The following is a 17454-nucleotide window of genomic DNA, read 5'->3' as shown; positions in this document are numbered from 1 at the left end:
ATGCATTCCGTCGCGATCCTGGCCGAGCCCGATGCCATTGCGTTCGACCTCGCCATTGCGATCGAGGTGTTCGGCCGCGTTTGGCTCGAGAGCGGGGCACCGGGCTACCGGGTTCGAGTGTGTGGCTGTGAGCCTCTCGTCGCGGCGGGACCCATCGGGATCGCAACGGAATACGGCCTGGATGAACTCGCCAACGCCGACACCGTCGTCGTACCGGGCCGCAATGACGCCGCGGCGGCGGTTCGGGACGATGTCATCTCGGCGTTGAAGTCCGCTTACCACAACGGAATCCGGATCGCTTCCATCTGCAGCGGCGCGTTCACCGTGGCAGCGGCGGGAATTCTCGACGGCAAGCGGGCGACCACGCACTGGCTGGCGGCCGAGATGTTTTCGGCGGCCTACCCTGACGTCACACTCGATGCCGACGCGCTCTACATCGACGAAGGCCAGGTTCTGACCTCGGCCGGAGCGTCCGCAGGCCTGGACCTCTGCCTCCACATGGTCGCCCGCGACTACGGCGCCGCCGCAGCCGCCGACGCCGCCCGCCTCGCGGTCACCCCGCTGCACCGCGGCGGCGGCCAAGCACAATTCATCATCCGCAACCGCCGCATGTCCAACACCGAACTCGATGGCCTATTGGTTTGGATCGAGAACAACGCGCACCTGCCGCTGACCCTCCGTGACATCGCGCGCAAAGCGTCCAGCAGCGAGCGGACGATCAATCGCCGCTTCAAGCGCGAGACGGGTCATACGCCGATGCAATGGGTCAACAGCGTTCGTATCAAGCACGCGCAACAGCTGTTGGAGAGAACCGCCGAAAGCGTCGAAAGCATCTCGCGCCATGTGGGTTTTGCCTCACCGGCGAATTTCCGTGAGCACTTTCGCAGAGTCGCCGGAGTGTCGCCGCAGAGCTACCGGCACACGTTTCGTGACGACTAACGTCCATCTCGCGGAGCAGCTTGGGCACCGCGCGGGTCCTCGACCACCACGCCTTGCGCGGTGAGGTGCTCGATCAGCGGAACCGCGCCGGCGGCGAGGTGCTGCGACATCGCGGCTCGCGCGAGCTCGTCGTCGTGCTTTTTGAGCGCGGACAGGATTCGCCGATGATCCTTCATCGACTGCTCCGGCCAGCCTTCGATGGCGGGAAAAACCGATTCGGGTGCGTAACGGGTGATCTGCGACATGAGTTGGGCGAGCTTGGGCGAATCCGCGGCCACATTGATCGCCCTGTGAAACTCGTGATTGAGGCGAACGGTCCGCTCGTTGTCGGCACCGGCATACGCTTCTTCGAGTTCCGCTTGGATCTGTTTGAGTTCGCGGAGCTGGTCGTCGGTGATGTTGACCGCGGCCCGCGCGGCGAGCTCCCCGCCGACGTAGCCCTGCACGTTCGCGACGTCGGCGACGTCGCGCCCGGTCACCGGCAACACCACAAAGCCGCGGTGCGGCTGCTGGGCGATCAACCCTTCGGCGCGCAGCGCGAACAGCGCCTCGCGCACCGGCGTGACGCTGATCCCCAGCTCCGCGGCCAGTTGATCCAGCCGGACGTAGGATCCCGCGGCGTAGATGCCATCGAAGATCCTCATGCGGATCAGGCGCGCGACGTCGTCGGAAAGTTGCGGCCGCGCGGCGAAATCCGGAACGGTCATGGCGTCACACCTGATACTCGGCGAGCAGTCGCTTACTGATGATCGACTTCTGGATTTCGCTGGTCCCCTCGCCGATGAGCAGGAAGGGGGCGTCGCGCATCAGCCGTTCGATCTCGTATTCCTTGGAGTAGCCGTAACCGCCGTGGATCCGGAAGCTCTGCTGCGTAACCTCCGAACAATATTCGCTGGCAAGGTATTTGGCCATGCCGGCGGCGACATCGTTGCGCTCACCGGAATCCTTCAATCGCGCCGCATTCACCATCATGAGATGCGCCGCTTCCACTTTTGTTGCCATCTCGGCCAACTGGAACGCGATGGCCTGGTGCTCGGCGATCGGCTTGCCGAAGGTGTGCCGCTGCTGGGCGTACCGCACGGCAAGCTCGAAGGCGCGGACGCCGATACCGCACGCCCGGGCCGAGACATTGACCCGGCCGACTTCGATGCCGTCCATCATCTGGAAGAAGCCCTGCCCCGGTGCGCCGCCGAGGACATCGTCGGCGCTGGCCTGGTAGCCGTCGAAGATGAGCTCGGTGGTGTCGATGCCCTTGTACCCCAGCTTGTCGATCTTGCCGGGTATCACCAGACCGGGTACGACTTCGCCGAAGCCGGTTGGCTTTTCGACGAGGAACGCGGTGAGGTTGCGGTGTGGCTTGTCGGCGCCCTCGTCGGTGCGCACCAATACGGCGATCAGCGTCGAACTGCCGCCGTTGGTCAGCCACATCTTCTGGCCGTTGATGGTGTAGTTGCCGTCCGGATTGCGCGCCGCCCGGGTTCGGATCGCGGCGACGTCGGAGCCCAGCTCCGGCTCGGACATGGAAAACGCGCCGCGGGACTCACCCGTCGCCATCCGCGGTAGGAACCGCTGCTTCTGCGCGTCGGTGCCGTGCTGGCGCAACATATACGCCACGATGAAATGCGTGTTGAGCACCCCGGATACGCTCATCCACCCGCGCGCCAGCTCCTCGACGCACAGCGCATAGGTCAGCAGCGACTCCCCGAGCCCGCCGTACTCCTGAGGGATCATCAGCCCGAACAAGCCCATTTCGCGCATCTGGTCGACCATGTGCTGGGGGTAGGTGTCGCCGCGTTCGAGTTCCGGCGCGTTGGGGATGACTTCCTTGTCGACGAATTGCCGCACGGCGGCGATGATCTCGGTCTGCAACTCGGTGAGGCCGAGGGTCTGGGCGAGTTTAGTCATGCGGTGTGCTCTCCTATCGTCTTTTCGCTCGACAAACGCTCGATGTCAGCGCTCGTCAACCCCAGGCATTCGGCGAGCACGCCGGCGGTGTCCTGTCCCAACGCGGGCGCCGGCGCACCGGCGGGATGGGCGCCGTCGAACGCGACCGGCATGCCCGGGGCGAAGTACTCCCCGACGCCAGGCTGGTGCAGCCGGGAAAAGAGCGGGTTGGCGGTCACCTTCGGGCCCGCCGCGACGTCGGCGAAGGTGCTGTAGCGCTCGAACAACACGGTCGTGCCGGCCAGCGCGGCGGTGATCTCGTCGGCCGTGTGGTCGGCGAACCAGGTGGCGAACAGCCCCGACAGCGCGTCGCGGTAGCGATAGCGATCGCCCTCCGACCCGAAGTCCACGCCCAGCGCCCCCTCGAGCGCCGACACCGCGGCGGCCGTGCCGGTCACGTCGACGAGGTCGCGAAAGTGCCTGCGCGTCAAGGTGACAACCATGAACGCGACGCCGTCGCGGCTGGCGAAGTCCTGGCCATACTGACCGTAGATGGCGTTGCCCAGCCGTTGCCGTTGCGTCCCGTTGACCTGGGGCTCGGTCAGCACCCCGAGGTTTCCCGCCGTCGCCAGCGCCACGTCCTCCAGCGCCAGGCTGACGCGCGCGCCGACACCGGCCCGGTCGCGCTGGCGGACCGCCGTGACGACGGCGAGCGCCGCGTACAGGCCGCAGCACACATCCCAGGCCGGCAGCACATGGTTGATCGGACCGGCATGCCCGGCCGGACCGGTGACGAGCGGGTACCCGACCCCGGCGTTGACGGTGTAATCCACCGCGGTGGATCCGTCGCCGCGCCCCAGCAACTGGACGTGGATGACGTCGGAACGCTTGGCGGCCAGCACATCATGGCTCAGCCAGGACAGTCCGGCGGCGTTGGTGACGACGATGCCGTCGCCCTCGACGATGAGGCGCTGGACCAGTTCCTGGCCCTCGGCCGAACGCAGATCGATGGTGGCCGAACGCTTGCCTTTGTTCAGTCCGGTCCAGTAGATCGACGCGCCGCCCGCGGCCAGCGGCCATCGCTGGACGTCGGAGGCCCCGCCGATCGGGTCGATGCGGATCACCTGCGCGCCAAGCTGACCCAGCGTCATGCCGCACAGCGGTGCGGCGACGAAGCTGGACACCTCGACGACGGTGAGGCCGCTCAACGGGCCGGTCATGCCGAGGCGACCCGCTCGAAGACCGCGGCGAGCCCCTGGCCGCCGCCGATGCACATGGTCTCCAGCCCGTAGCGCGCCTGGCGGCGGCCAAGTTCGCGCGCCAGGGTGGCCAGCATCCTGCCGCCGGTCGCCCCGACCGGATGACCCAGCGAGATGCCGGACCCGTGCACGTTGGTGCGGTCGTGGTCGGCGGCGCCGAACTTCCACTCCCGCATCACCGCAAGCGCCTGTGCGGCAAAGGCTTCGTTGAGCTCGATGAGGTCGATCTCGGAAAGCCGCAGGCCCGCCTTGGCGAGCGCGACCTCGGTGGCGGGCACCGGACCGATGCCCATGATGTTGGGCGCCACGCCCGCCGACCCCCAGGACACCAGGCGGACCAACGGCGTCAGCCCGCATTGGGCCGCCTTCTCGAGCGTGGTCACCACGCACATCGACGCGGCGTCGTTCTGCCCGCTGGCGTTGCCGGCCGTGACCGTCGCCGCCGGATCCTCGCCCAGCAGAACGGGTTTGAGCTTTCCCAACGACTCCACCGAGGTGTCGGCGCGCGGATGCTCGTCGGTGTCGATCAGCTCCTCGCCCTGGCGCGTGCGCACCGCAACCGGGATGATCTCCTCGGCCATCAGGCCGTCCTTCTGCGCGGCCACCGCGCGCTGGTGCGAGCGCACCGCCAGCTCGTCCTGCTCCAAACGCGAAATGCCATACTGGCGGCGCAGATTCTCGGCGGTCTCCAGCATGCCGCCCGGCACCGGGTAGTGCCGGCCGCCGGCCGTGGTGCGCCCCCGCGCGAGCCCGTCGTGCACCCGGATTCCGCCGCGGGCGCCACCCCACCGCATGTCGGTGGAGTAGAACGCGACGTTGCTCATGCTTTCGCAGCCACCGGCGATGACGAGGTCGTTGTCGCCGTTGCCGACTTGCAGGCACGCCTGGATCACCGCCTGCAGGCCCGACCCGCAGCGCCGGTCGATCTGCATCCCCGGAACCGTCACCGGCAGGCCGGAATCCAGCGCGACGACGCGACCGATCGCGGGCGCCTCGCTGCTGGGGTAGCAGTGCCCGAGGATGACGTCCTCGACCGCCTCGGGTGAAAGTCCCGTCCGCTCGAGCAGCCCCTTGAGGGCGGCCACCCCGAGGTCGACGGCGGTCAGCGACTTGAACATTCCGCCGTAGCGGCCGATCGGCGTGCGTACGGGCTCGCAGATGACGGTTTCGCGCATTGCCCCTCCTCCGTTCGCAGCCGCTCAGATGTGCCGGCCGCCGGTGACTTCCATCACGGTGCCGGTCATGTAGGAGGACAGATCGGAGGCCAGGAACAGGGCGACGCCGGCGACTTCGCTGGGCTCGCCGGCGCGACCCATCGGGATCTCGGCCACCTTTTCGTCCCAAATGCGTTGCGGCATGGCCTCCGTCATCGCTGAGCGAATCAGGCCGGGGGCGATCGCGTTGACCCGGACGCCCAGGTAAGCAAGCTCTTTGGCCGCGGCCTTGGTCATCCCGACGATGCCTGCCTTGGCCGCCGAATAGTTGGTCTGGCCGATCATGCCGACCTTGCCCGATACCGACGACATGTTCACGATGGCGCCGCGCTTGTTTTCGCGCATGACCGCGGCCGCCAGCCGGGTGCCGTTCCACGTTCCCTTCAGGTGCACGTTGATGACCTGATCGAACTGCTCCTCGGTCATCTTGCGCATCGTCGCGTCGCGGGTGATTCCGGCGTTGTTGACCATGATGTCGAGGCCGCCGAAGCGTTCGACCGCGGTCTGGATCAGCGCTTCGACGTCGGCCGCCTGCGTCACGTCGCAGCGCACCGCCAAGGCGACATCGCTGCCACCCAGCTCCTTGGCCGCGACTTCGGTTGCCTCCAGGTTCAGGTCACCGAGCACCACCCGCGCGCCCTCGGCGACGAATCGCTGCGCGATGGCGAAGCCCAGCCCTTGTGCACCTCCTGTGACGACCGCCGTCTGACCGTTCAGCAACGACACCTGAATCACGCCTCCCTTGGGTTCGCTTCCGTCGCGGGGTACCCGACGGTCGAATATCATATTTCATATAGGATCGCTTCCGGCGCCGGGTGGGTGAACCCGAGCGATGAGTGCCACAGAGGAGCGTCCGCCATGACCACCGCCGAAGTCCAGGAAGTGCCCGACGACGACTTCCGGGACATCCTTGCCCAGACCCGCCACTTCGTCCGCACCGCCGTCGTCCCGCGCGAGCAGGAGATCCTGACCGACGACCGGGTGCCGGACGATCTGCGCGACCAGGCCAAGAAGATGGGCCTCTTCGGCTACGCGATCCCGCAGCGTTGGGGCGGCCTGGGCCTGAACCTGGTCCAAGACGTCGAACTGGCAATGGAATTGGGCTACACCTCGCTGGCGGTGCGGTCGATGTTCGGCACCAACAACGGCATCGCCGGGCAGGTCCTCGTCGGCTTCGGCACCGACGGGCAAAAGCGCCGCTGGCTGGAGTCGATGGCTTCCGGCGAGGTCGTCGCCTCGTTCGCGCTGACCGAACCCGGCGCCGGATCGAACCCGGCCGGCCTGCGGACCAAGGCCGCCCTCGACGGCGATCAGTGGGTGATCTCCGGCGAGAAGCGTTTCATCACCAACGCGCCGGTCGCCAACCTGTTCGTGGTATTCGCGCGCACCAGGCCGGCCGACGACCAGGGCCCGGGGATCGCCGTGTTTTTGGTGCCGGCGGACGCCGCGGGCGTTCAGGTGGGCGCCAAGGACGCGAAGATGGGCCAGGAGGGCGCGTGGACCGCCGACGTCGCCTTCAACGACGTCCGCGTCGGGAACGACGCGCTGATCGGCGGCAGCGAGGACATCGGCTACCGGGCCGCGATGACCTCCCTGGCGCGCGGCCGGGTCCACATCGCCGCCCTCGCGGTGGGCGCCGCCCAGCGCGCGCTCGACGAGTCCGTGGCGTACGCCGCCACCGCGACCCAGGGCGGGACGCCGATCGGCGGCTTTCAGTTGGTGCAGGCGATGATCGCCGACCAGCAGACCGGGGTGCTGGCCGGTCGCGCGCTGGTCCGCGACGCTGCACGGCTGTGGGTCACCAATTCCGACCGCCGGGTCGCGCCGTCGGCGGCCAAGCTGTTTTGCACCGAAATGGCCGGCACGGTCGCCGATCTCGCGGTGCAGATCCATGGCGGCAGCGGCTACATGCACGGCGTCCCCGTCGAGCGCATCTACCGCGACGTGCGCCTGCTGCGGCTGTATGAGGGCACCAGCGAGATCCAGCGCCTGATCATCGGGTCGAACCTGGTCAAGGCGGCGCAACGATGAGCCGCCGGCTCGAGGGAAGAGTCGCGTTCATCACGGGCGCGGCGCGCGGCCAGGGCCGGGCGCACGCCGTTCGGATGGCCCGGGAGGGCGCCGACATCATCGCCGTTGACATCGCCGGCAAGCTCCCGTCGTGCGTCCCCTACGACTCGGCCACGCCCGACGACCTCGCCGAAACCGTCCGCCTGGTCGAGGCGACCGGTCGTCGAATCTTGGCCACGGCGACCGATGTTCGTGACTTCGACGAACTTCGCCGGGTCGTTGACGACGGTGTCGCCGCCTTCGGCCGCCTCGACATCATCGTCGCCAACGCCGGCATCTCGGCTCCGCAGCCCTGGGACGAGATCACGCCCGAAACGTTCGGCGACGTCATGGAGATCAACGTGACCGGCACCTGGAACACGGTGATGGCCGGCGCCGACAGGATCATCGAGGGCGGCCGCGGCGGTTCCATCATCCTGATCAGTTCCGCGGCGGGCATGAAGCTGCAGCCGTTCATGGTGCACTACACCACCAGCAAGCATGCCGTCGCCGGGATGGCGCGCGCGTTCGCCGCCGAGTTGGGCAAACACTCGATCCGGGTCAACAGCGTGCATCCGGGGCCGGTGAACACCCCGATGGGATCCGGTGACATGGTCGCGGCGATGGGCAGAGCGATGGAGACCAACCCGCAGCTGTCCAACATGCTCACGCCGTTCCTGCCCAAGTGGGCCGCCGAGCCGGAAGAGGTGGCCGACGCCGTGTGCTGGCTGGCCAGTGACGAATCGCGCAACATCACCGCGGCCCAGATCCCGGTGGACCAGGGTTCGACGCAGTACTGATCGAGGCGCGCCGGGACCAGAAGGGAATAGCTCTCGCGGTCCGGCGTTCGTAGTGCCCATGAGGAGTTTCAGCGAAGCCGAACGTCAGGAGTTTCTCGCCGACAAGCACGTCGCGGTGCTGTCCGTCGCCGCCGACGGGCGGCCGCCGGCCAGCGTCCCGATCTGGTACGACTACACGCCCGGCGGGAACATCCGGATCATGACCGGGTCCTCCAGTCGCAAGGCCGGGCTCATCGAGCGGGCCGGCGCGGTGACGCTGGTGGTCCAGCGCGAGGAGCCGCCGTATCAGTACGTGGTGGTCGAAGGCAGCGTCGTCGACACCACCACTTCGGCCCCGTCGGACGTGCAGGAAGCCATCGCCATCCGTTACCTCGGCGAGGAAGGCGGCCGGGCGTTCGTGAGCAGCATGGAGGGCGTCGAGGAGGTGCTCTTCACCATCCGGCCCGACAAGTGGTTGTCCGCCGATTTCACCGGCGACCTCTAACCGATCAACTCCAGCGTGCCCAGTTCGCGGATCGCCCGGCAGCCGCGGCTGAGCATGGCCAGCACCATGTCGTCGCCGCGCTCGGTGGCTGCGGCGAACGCGAATCCCAGCGCCGAGATCAGGGGCGCCTGCAACACCCCGAGCCGGTAATCACGCCAGCAGCTTTCTCGGTCGTAGCCGCTGACCCCGGAACGCAATAGCGCTCGGTGGTAGGCGGCGACGAGGTCTTCTTCGATGCGCGCCCGCAGCTGCGGATTCAGGCTGGTCGCGGTGAAGTAGGCGAGATCCCTGGCCGGCAGGCCCACGCCGAGGGTCTGCCAGTCGACCACGCTGACCCGCGTTCGGTCCGGATCGAACAGCATGTTGTCCAGCCGATAGTCGCCGTGCAGCAAGGCAAAGCGGTCGTACTCGGCCAGCAGCCACGGCGCCACCAAACCCATTGCCGCACTGAAGGTCTCATGGTCCTCCGGGGTCATTCGATCGCCCAGCTTCTCGAGCGTGATGTCGGCGCTCATCTTCGCCACCTCGCCCATGCCGCTGGCCCCGGCTTCGTCGGGCCGGCCAAAGCCGATACCTTCGAAATCCAGCCAGACCGGATCGCACCAGCTGGGCGCGTGCAGGCCGGCCAGCGCCGTCACCGCGAGGTGCGCTTCGGCTTCGCCGCAGCCGGCGAGCTGATCGCCCTGCACCGCCGGCGCTTGATCGGCGAGCAGCAGGGCGAAATCCATTGCGTCCTCGCTGATCTCGCAGTAGAAGCATTCCGGCGTCGGCACCCGCACCCGATCGGCCACCGACGAATAGAACGCGCATTCGCTGCGATATCCGATGACGACGCGGTCGCGCACGGCGTCGTCCTGGGCCGGCAGCTTGATCACGAAGGTCTGGGGCAGGTCGCCCGGATCCGTCGCATACCTGGCCGTCACGCGGTAGGTCGCGCCGGTCTGGCCGGTGCCGATGGCAGCCACCTCGACGTCGGAGACCTCGACGGGTGTGCCGCGGCCGGTAAGAGCTGCCGAAAGCCATTCGGGGGTCACGTCGCCGGGATACCGCGGAATGGACACCACAGCACTCATATGCACGCCTCCAGCACTCCCGACCCTCGACCGACCGCCTAACTGTAAGGCATACGGCAAGCGCCGCAGCCGGCTATGCCGACTTACTCGGCGACGATCCGCCAATCCGCGGCATCGTGCTGCTGTCGCCAGAATTCGTCGAAACGCCCGCCCGCGGCGAGCAGTTCGTCGACCGTGCCGTCCTCGACCACTCGGCCGTTGTCCAGGAACAAAACTCTGTCGGCGTGCCGGATGCTGGCCAGGCGGTGAGCGACGATCACCCGGGTGCGCGCCTGCGGGTCGGCAGTGAGCGCGTCGACCACCGCCGCCTCGTTCTCGGTGTCCAGGGCGCTGGTCGCCTCGTCGACCAGCAGGATCGGCGCGGCCTTGAGCAAAGCGCGCGCGATGCTGACCCGTTGCCGTTCACCGCCGGACAGCGTCGACCCCGCCTCGCCGACGATCGTGTGGGCGCCGTCGGGCAACCGGCCGGTGAGTTCGTCGACCCGCGCCAGCGCCACCGCCCGCTCGAACTGCGCATCGCCGGCGGACGGGTTTCCCGCGAAGACGTTTTCGCGGATAGTGCCGTGAAACAGGTACGGGTGCTGGAACACGACACTGGCGGCCGCGCGCCGCGCCTCGGCATCGAGCGTCGCCGCGTCCACGCCGTCGATCAGCACGCGGCCCCGGGAGGGCTCGTGCAGGCCGGCGATGAGCGCCAGGACGGTGCTCTTGCCGGAGCCGGAGGGGCCGACGATCGCCGTGGCGCTCCCGGGCCGCAACGAGAAGCTCACGCCGTCCAGCACCGGCCGCGTGGAATCCCCGTAGCCGAAGGTGACGTTGTCGAAATCGATGCGCGGGGCCGCCGCGCCGTCGGGCAGCGCTGCGGCGCCGGCCTTCAGGACCGGCGCGGTGAGCACGCAACGGATGCGGTCCAGCGTCGCGCGGGTGCTCTCCAGCGCCGGGGCAAGCTCGCTGATGGTGGTGAACGGCTCGAGGTAGCGGGCGATCACGACGATCAACGCGATGGCCTCCGGCACGGTGAGCGTGCCGCCGATCGTCAGCGCCGTCGTCGCCCCCGCCAGCAGGATGAGGGCCAGCTGGCTGGCGAGGCTGAACAGCAGCTGGCCGGGCACCTGCATGGACAGCAACCGCATCGTCGCACCGCGCTGGGCGGCGAGCGCGTCGCCGACCAGGCTGCGGGCCGGCTCGGCGCGGCGCGCGGCGCGCAACGCCTGCTGGGTCCGGGCGAACTCGATGATGCGCTCGGTGAGCGCGGTGTTGGCCTCGGCGGCGGCGCCGTCGGCGCGGCGCGCGAGCCGCGCGGAGGCCCACAGCGCGCCCAGCAGCAGCGGCACGCCGCCCAGGGCGGCCGCACCGAGCTGCCAGGACACCGGCAGTAGGGCCAGCGCGATGGCCGCCGGCAGCAGGATCGCGGTGGCCAGCGGCGTCAGCAGGTTGACCGCCAGGCCGACGAGTTCGGGTCCCGTTGCGGCGATCGCTTGCCGTGCGGTCGCGGTGTTGTCGGCGGTGAACCAGTCGAGCCGGACGTCCGGAAGCCGGTCCGCCACGTCGTGCTGGCTGTGATCGAGCACGGCGAAGCCCAGGTCGAAGCCGATGCGCGCGGTCGCGGTGTCGATCACCCACCCCGCCACGGTCGCGACGGTGAGCCAGCCCAGCCACACCGGCGCGCGGTGGGGTGCGTCGAACAGCGCGCCCACCAGCGGAACCAGCAGCACCGTGGCGACCGCCCGCACCGCCACCGAGATCAGGGCGAGCGCGGTGTAGGCGATCAGCTTGCCGCGGCGGTCTGGGGGGACGAGCCCGATCCAGGTCCTGATCATCGCGCCCCCTCCCGGGCCGCGGCCGCCGGAAGCAGGCCGGTGTCCCACAGCCGCCGGTAGCGTCCGTCCGCGGCGAGCAACTCGTCGTGGGTGCCGCGTTCGGCGATCCCGCCGTGATCGAGCACGACGATCTGGTCGGCTCGGGTGACGGTATGCAGCCGATGGGCGATGACCAGCACGGTGCGCTCCCGGGTGAGCCGGTTGAGCGCTTGCTGCACAAGGTATTCCGATTCCGGATCGGCGAACGCCGTCGCCTCGTCGAGGATGAGCACCGGGGTATCGGCGAGGATGGCGCGGGCGATGGTGAGCCGCTGGCGTTCGCCGCCCGACAGCCCGGCGCCGGCGCCCAGCACGGTGTCGTAGCCCTGCGGCAGCCGCATGATGCGGTCGTGGATCTGGGCCTCGCGCGCCGCGGCCTCGATTCGTTCGGCGGTGGCGTCCGGCACCGCCAGCGCGATGTTCTGCGCGACGGTGCCGTGCACGAGTTGCGTCTCCTGCAGGACGAAACCGACGCGCGTGTAGAGTTCGTCGGCGGTCAGCGATCGAATATCTTGCCCGCCAACGCGTATCGCGCCCTGTTCGACGTCGTGGAACCGGGCGAGCAGCGCGGCCAGGGTCGACTTCCCGGAGCCCGACGGGCCGACGAGCGCGGTGACGGTGCCGGGCCGCAGCGTCAGCGACACGTCCTCGATCACCGGGACACCCGGGCGATAACCGAAGCTGACCCGATCGAACACCACCGTCGCCCCGGGGTCGGCTTTCGGCGCATCGGGCCGTCGCACTTCGAGCTCGGGCTCGTCGAGGGTGTTCTGCAGCCGTCGGGCCGCCAGCGTCCCGGCGCGGATGCCACCGAGCCCATAGGCGATGCCCAGCAGGCGCGCGCCGAAGGTGGTGCCCAGCAACAGGAACGACAGGAGGTCGACCGGATCCATCCGCCCGGCAACCACCAGCAGGGTGCCCGTCAACGCGATGAGCCACAGGAACGTCGCGGGGCGGGTGACCAGATCCATCAGCGTTTTCTTCCCGGCGAGGGGACGCTGCCAGGCCACCAGGAAACCGACGTACTCGTCGAGGCGGCGGCGGAAGCTGGACGCCGCGGCGCCGCCGAAGACCCGGATCACCGGCTGTCCCTCGAGATACGCGCCGGCCTCCCCGCTCATCCGCTCCGCCCAGCGCTGCGATTGCGGGATGCGCGGGCCCGACTGGATGGTGATCGACGACGTCAGCACCAGATAGACCAGGACGGGCACGAACAGGACCAGCGCCACCCGCCAGTCGACGGCGAACAGATAGAGCAGCACCGCCACCGGGGCGACGACCGCGGCGACCGCGTCCGGTATCGCGTGGGTGACCAGATAGTGCAGGGACAGCGTGTCGTCGGCCAGCAGCTGCTTGATCGACCCCGATCCGCGGGCGGTGAACCAGCCCAGCGGCAACCGGGAGAGCTTGGTCAAAAGCCTTGTGCGCAAGTCGTTTGCGAAACGCGCATCGACGACGTGCAGCCACAGCGTCAGGGCGGCGCCGAGAACCGTACCGGCGCCCAGCAGCGTGACGGCCGCGATGCCCACCGTCCACAGCCGGGGCGCCCCGGCGCCCGACGCCAAGAGCCGGGCCAGCTCGACCAGGAGCACGAACGGCGCGAGCTGCAGCAGCGTGATCACGGCCTGCAGCACGCCCGAGAGAATCAACGCCGACCGCAGCGGCGCCAGCAGCCGGCCCGCGGCCTGGGCGCGCCAGTTGCCCTTCGCCGGCGCCGCGGGCACCGGTGGCGATGGTTCGTCTTGTGGCGCAACGCTTTCCGGCTCGTCACCGCGGCTGGTGCCCATCGCCCGTCCCGCGCTCCAGTAGGCCTGGGCGTGGATCTCGGACTTGGGGAACCCGAACTCGTCGCGCAGCCGGGTCCGGACATGCTTGAGCGTCGTGGCCTCCGGCGTGGCCCACGCATACCAGTTCGACCAGTCCCGGCTCTCGATCGCCGCGGCCAGCGACCTCTCGTCGCGGCGCGCCACCCAGTGCACCCGCAGCCGGGGGTGTTCCGCGAGCGGGATCAGCGTGTCGTTGCCGTCGTGCTGCTCGAGGTACATCTCGATCGGGACGTCGTCGGGGACGGTGCCCACGATGCCGTTGATCCCGGGAATCGACGCCGAGTCGCCGATCAGCAGATAGCCGGCCGGCTGCTCGCCGGGCGCGTCGAAACGCGACGAGCCCATCAGGGACATCACCGCGATCGCCTCGCCCGGCCCCACGGTGCGCGCCCATAACGACGCGGGTCCCGCCGGCTCGTGCAGCACGACGTCGACCGCAAAGCGGCCCGCGGCGACGTCCGCCTCCGAGATCGTGTACGCGCGCTGGAACTCGGTGGCCGACCCGTCGGGGTCGGGAAACCAGAACCGCAGCCACGCCGCGGGTTCGGCCTCCGCGTCCTCGAACAGGGTGGCCGACTCCATCCGAATCCGCACGAAATGCGGTGCGATGCGGACCGTTTCGATCACGGTCGCGATGTGGTCGCGCGCGCCGAAACTGCGCAGCATCACCCCCTGAAGGCCGCGCGCCATCAGCGGTCCTGCCCGGTGCAGGGTTCGGCGCGGCCGCCCCGACGAGACGCAACCGACTGCATTCAGCACCCTCCGAGTAGGTAAGTTACCCACAAACTAAGGGTTGCCTTACCAAAGGTCAAACCCGGGCGCTCCTGGCCGCCGACCACGCCGAAATCGACACCACCGTGAGCTCTACTCGAACGTTTTCGCGCCGGTGTCGATGTGGGCGAGTACTCGTACCGCGACGGTGCCGGCTACGCCGCCTGCCCGGACCCCCGCAACTCCCGCAGGGCGGTGCGCAGGCCGCGCCGCTTGCCCGTGGCGGGATCGACGAAGCTTTCCCGCAGCCCCTCGCGGACGCGGAACTTCAGCTCCGAGCGCGTCTCGCGGGCGTCGTCGGGCGTCGCCTGCAGAAGCTTGTCGGGCAGGGCGAGTTTGAGAATCGTCCAGAACGTCTGCAGGTATTGGCGGCCAAGGGATCCCGTGGTGTAGGGCAGGTCGTACTTGTCGCACAGCTCGCGCACCCGCACCGCGATCTCCGCGTAGCGATTGCTGGGCAGGTCCGGGAAGAGGTGGTGCTCGATCTGGTAGCAGAGGTTGCCGCTCATGAACGCCATCAGCGGGCCGGCGTTGAAGTTCGCCGATCCGAGCATCTGGCGCAGGTACCACTCCCCCTGCGTCTCGTTCTCGAACTCCTCGACGGTGAACTTCTCCGCGCCGTCGGGGAAGTGGCCGCAGAAGATCACCATGTAGGCCCAGATGTTGCGGATCAGGTTGGCGGTCATGTTGGCCTTGATGGTGCGCTTCCAGTTGCGCCCCGTCAGCGCCGGGAAGATCAGGTAGTCCTTGCCCTCCTGCTTGACGACCTTCTTGCCGATCACCTTCAGGTCCTTGGCCGCCTCGGCATAGCTCTTCTCCTTCTTGCGCAGCTTGGCCGACTCGATGTGGTGCAGCGCGACGCCGTACTGGAAGAAGGTGCCCAGCAGCATGTTGTAGATCGGGTTGCCGAGCATCCACGGCTCCCACGGCTCGTCGCGAGTGACGCGCATGATGCCGTAGCCCACGTCGGCGTCGAGGCCCACGATGTTCGTGTACTTGTGGTGCACGAAGTTGTGGGAATGCTTCCACTGCACGCTCGGGCAGGTGGTGTCCCACTCCCACTCCGTCGAGTGGATCTCGGGGTCGTTCATCCAGTCCCACTGGCCGTGGATGATGTTGTGGCCGATCTCCATGTTCTCGATGATTTTCGCGCTGGCGAGCATCGCGGTGCCGGTGAGCCACGCCAGCTTCTTGTGGCTGGCGAACAACGCGATTCGACCACCGGCGGCCAGGCCGCGCTGCAGCTGGATGGCTCGCCGGATGTAGCGGGCGTCCCGCTCGCCGCGGGACTCCTCGATGTCGGCGCGGATCGCGTCCAGCTCCTGGGCGAGCTGCTCGATGTCCTCAGTCGTCAGGTGTGCGTATTCCTTGATATCAGTGATTGCCATAAGTTTCCCTCAGATCTTGATGGTGCAGTTTCCGGATGCAGTGGAGATGCAGGTTTGAATGCGGTCGCCCGCGCCGTGTTCGGTCCCCGACCTGACGTCACGCACGTGCCCTTCCTCCAGCGGGAGCACGCAGGTCTGGCAGATGCCCATCCGGCACCCGAACGGCATCTGGATTCCCACGCTTTCGCCGGCTTCCATAATCGATGTCGCGCCGTCGATTTCGATCGTCTTGTCGGAGATGGCGAAGGTGACGGTTCCGCCCTCGCCGCCCTTGTCAGTGGCCGCGATCGTGAAGCGCTCCATGTGCAGCTGATCGTCGCAGTCCGCGGCTTTCCATGCTTCTTCGGCGGCGTCCAGCAGGGAGTTCGGGCCGCAGACCCACGCCGGGCGCTCCTGCCAGTCGGGCACGATGTCGGCGAGCTGATCGAATTCGAGGTGACCCTGGGTTTTGGTGAGCTGCAGGTGAAGTCGATACCCCGGCTGGGCATTCTCGAGTTCGCGCAATTCGCCGTGGAAGATCACGTCGTCGTCGCTGGGCGCCGAGTGGATGTGCACGATGTCCGCTTGTTGCCCGCGGGATTTGAGTGTGCGCAGCATCGCCATGACCGGGGTGATCCCGCTGCCCGCGGTGATGAAGAGGAGCTTGGCCGGCGGCGGGTCGGGCAGCGCGAAGTCGCCCTTGGGGGACGCAAGCCGCACGATGGTGCCGGGTTTGACGCCCTTGACCAGGTGGGTCGACAGAAAGCCCTCCGGGGTGGCCTTGACGGTGATGGTGATGTTCTTGTTGTCGCGGCGCGGGATCGACGTCAACGAATAGGAGCGCCAGTGCCATCGGCCGTCGATCCGCAATCCGATCCCGACGTACTGGCCCGGCTGGTACCTACCCGAAAAACCCCAGCCGGGCTTGATCGTGACGGTCGCCGAATCGGCGGTTTCGGGGCGGACATCGACGATGAGGCCGCGCAACTCCCGCGCCGACCACAACGGGTTGAGCAATTTGAGATAGTCGTCGGGCAGGAGCGGGGTGGTCGCGCGGGCGGCCAGCCCACGCGGCACGTTGACCCAGGACTTGGCGGTCTGCACGCCCTTCGCGGGCGCGGTGCTCCATCGGGTGAGGCTGCGAAGCGGAGAAACCATAAGTCATCCCAGAGGTCTGATCGAGATTTCCGTGAGCCGGTCGGCTCACGCTTCCCCCTCGGCTTCCCAACTGCCGCGTTCGATAAACACGTGTTCTCTGAGTCGTCGTTGTCGGCGGCATCGTGGCGGGCACTGCCAGTGCGTTCGCCCCTGCCGACGGGTTCGCCCGGCATTCGACACGAGACAAGTTGTGTATACCGAACCGCACCGGCCAGCTCGAGCGGCTAGTGTCGTCCCCAAATCCGTTGACGCAAGGGCTTTCATGGCGCAGCCAACGGTGTTTACCGCTCTTTGCCCAGAGACAGGTCGGCTTCGGACTCTTTCCGCTTCTGCTCGGCCAGCCTGCGGTCCTCGGCGGCAGCTTCGCGATGCCGGATCGCGGACTCGCGGTGGGCGTCTGTGTCCGAAACCCCTTGGGCGACGGAAACGTCTTGCACCTCTGCGAATCGTTGGTGGGACTGCGCGGATGCCGCCATGCTCTGGGCGGCCGAGAGCCCGGCGTGCGCGGCACGTTCGCGCGCCTGTGCGGCCCTGCGTTCGGCGAATTCCACAGCTTGTGCGGTGACGGGTGGTTCGGGTGGCTCGTGTGCGGTGGCCAAGGCGTCTTCCTTCGAATGCGGTGCAACGCGACTACCCACGGAATGCGCGACAAAACATCGGCTGGGAGGCGCCCGTCAAGGACCGTGCGGGCGGAGGTCTGTGATTCATTGACATAGAGGACGGATGTCTCCCGACATAGAGGACAGCCCAGTGATCGCGAGGTGTCCTCAT

The 17454-nt window shown here is 68.2% G+C and carries 15 protein-coding genes; 4 read left to right on the top strand and 11 right to left on the bottom strand.

The features are described 5' to 3' along the window. Positions 1–939, top strand: coding sequence for a GlxA family transcriptional regulator (locus tag A5787_RS01930; RefSeq protein ID WP_066960805.1), 939 nt, complete (start codon positions 1–3; stop codon positions 937–939). On the opposite strand, the gene A5787_RS01925 is transcribed toward A5787_RS01930, so the two are convergent. Genes A5787_RS01925 through fabG form a run of 5 tightly spaced genes read right to left on the bottom strand, consistent with a single transcriptional unit; the run spans position 936 to position 6031 of the window. Beyond that, positions 936–1646, bottom strand: a complete 711-nt coding sequence (locus A5787_RS01925; protein ID WP_066960802.1) for a GntR family transcriptional regulator — start codon at positions 1644–1646, stop codon at positions 936–938. The two genes, A5787_RS01930 and A5787_RS01925, sit on opposite strands and share 4 nt — an antisense overlap. A 4-nt stretch (positions 1647–1650) precedes the next feature. After that, on the bottom strand, positions 1651–2844 hold the full coding sequence (locus tag A5787_RS01920; RefSeq protein ID WP_066960800.1) for an acyl-CoA dehydrogenase family protein: 1194 nt from the start codon (positions 2842–2844) through the stop codon (positions 1651–1653). Next, positions 2841–4043: a CoA transferase gene (locus tag A5787_RS01915; protein ID WP_066960798.1), complete on the bottom strand. Its 1203-nt coding sequence runs from the start codon at positions 4041–4043 to the stop codon at positions 2841–2843. Before A5787_RS01915 ends, A5787_RS01920 begins: the two co-directional genes overlap by 4 nt. Further along, positions 4040–5257: an acetyl-CoA C-acetyltransferase gene (locus A5787_RS01910; RefSeq protein ID WP_066960795.1), complete on the bottom strand. Its 1218-nt coding sequence runs from the start codon at positions 5255–5257 to the stop codon at positions 4040–4042. The genes A5787_RS01915 and A5787_RS01910 overlap by 4 nt, the downstream gene beginning before the upstream one ends. Before the next feature lie 24 nt (positions 5258–5281). Then, positions 5282–6031 carry a 3-oxoacyl-ACP reductase FabG gene (fabG, locus tag A5787_RS01905; RefSeq protein ID WP_066960891.1) on the bottom strand — a complete coding sequence of 250 codons (750 nt, stop codon included), beginning with the start codon at positions 6029–6031 and terminating at the stop codon, positions 5282–5284. 123 nt (positions 6032–6154) lie between these two features. Between fabG and A5787_RS01900 the strand changes: the two genes are divergently transcribed. The 3 genes from A5787_RS01900 to A5787_RS01890 are packed head-to-tail and all read left to right on the top strand — an operon-like array spanning position 6155 to position 8629. Continuing rightward, positions 6155–7327, top strand: a complete 1173-nt coding sequence (locus A5787_RS01900) for an acyl-CoA dehydrogenase family protein (RefSeq protein WP_066960793.1) — start codon at positions 6155–6157, stop codon at positions 7325–7327. Beyond that, positions 7324–8145, top strand: a complete 822-nt coding sequence (locus tag A5787_RS01895) for a mycofactocin-coupled SDR family oxidoreductase (RefSeq protein WP_066960791.1) — start codon at positions 7324–7326, stop codon at positions 8143–8145. The genes A5787_RS01900 and A5787_RS01895 overlap by 4 nt, the downstream gene beginning before the upstream one ends. A 58-nt stretch (positions 8146–8203) precedes the next feature. Next, positions 8204–8629, top strand: coding sequence for a pyridoxamine 5'-phosphate oxidase family protein (locus A5787_RS01890; RefSeq protein ID WP_066960788.1), 426 nt, complete (start codon positions 8204–8206; stop codon positions 8627–8629). Here A5787_RS01890 and A5787_RS01885 read toward each other — a convergent pair. The 6 genes from A5787_RS01885 to A5787_RS01860 all read right to left on the bottom strand — a co-directional run bounded on the left by A5787_RS01885 (position 8626) and on the right by A5787_RS01860 (position 17282). Then, positions 8626–9702 carry a phosphotransferase family protein gene (locus A5787_RS01885; RefSeq protein WP_066960786.1) on the bottom strand — a complete coding sequence of 359 codons (1077 nt, stop codon included), beginning with the start codon at positions 9700–9702 and terminating at the stop codon, positions 8626–8628. The two genes, A5787_RS01890 and A5787_RS01885, sit on opposite strands and share 4 nt — an antisense overlap. A gap of 83 nt (positions 9703–9785) precedes the next feature. Then, positions 9786–11522 (bottom strand): ABC transporter ATP-binding protein, encoded by a 1737-nt coding sequence (locus tag A5787_RS01880; RefSeq protein ID WP_066960888.1) that lies wholly within the window; start codon positions 11520–11522, stop codon positions 9786–9788. Then, positions 11519–14077 carry an ABC transporter ATP-binding protein/permease gene (locus A5787_RS01875; protein ID WP_066960785.1) on the bottom strand — a complete coding sequence of 853 codons (2559 nt, stop codon included), beginning with the start codon at positions 14075–14077 and terminating at the stop codon, positions 11519–11521. Before A5787_RS01875 ends, A5787_RS01880 begins: the two co-directional genes overlap by 4 nt. A gap of 236 nt (positions 14078–14313) precedes the next feature. Next, complete coding sequence (locus A5787_RS01870; protein WP_066960783.1) at positions 14314–15546, bottom strand: fatty acid desaturase; 1233 nt, start codon at positions 15544–15546, stop codon at positions 14314–14316. A 9-nt stretch (positions 15547–15555) separates the two neighbouring features. Continuing rightward, a complete protein-coding gene (locus A5787_RS01865; protein ID WP_066960780.1) occupies positions 15556–16683 on the bottom strand; it encodes a ferredoxin reductase in 1128 nt (375 codons plus the stop codon). 281 nt (positions 16684–16964) lie between these two features. After that, positions 16965–17282 carry a hypothetical protein gene (locus tag A5787_RS01860; protein ID WP_066960778.1) on the bottom strand — a complete coding sequence of 106 codons (318 nt, stop codon included), beginning with the start codon at positions 17280–17282 and terminating at the stop codon, positions 16965–16967. Between the last annotated feature and the right edge of the window lie 172 nt (positions 17283–17454).

Source organism: Mycobacterium sp. 852002-50816_SCH5313054-b (assembly GCF_001667185.1).
Classification (GTDB): domain Bacteria; phylum Actinomycetota; class Actinomycetes; order Mycobacteriales; family Mycobacteriaceae; genus Mycobacterium.
Note: the sequence above shows the minus strand (reverse complement) of the source record. Positions and strands in the feature narration are given on the sequence as shown.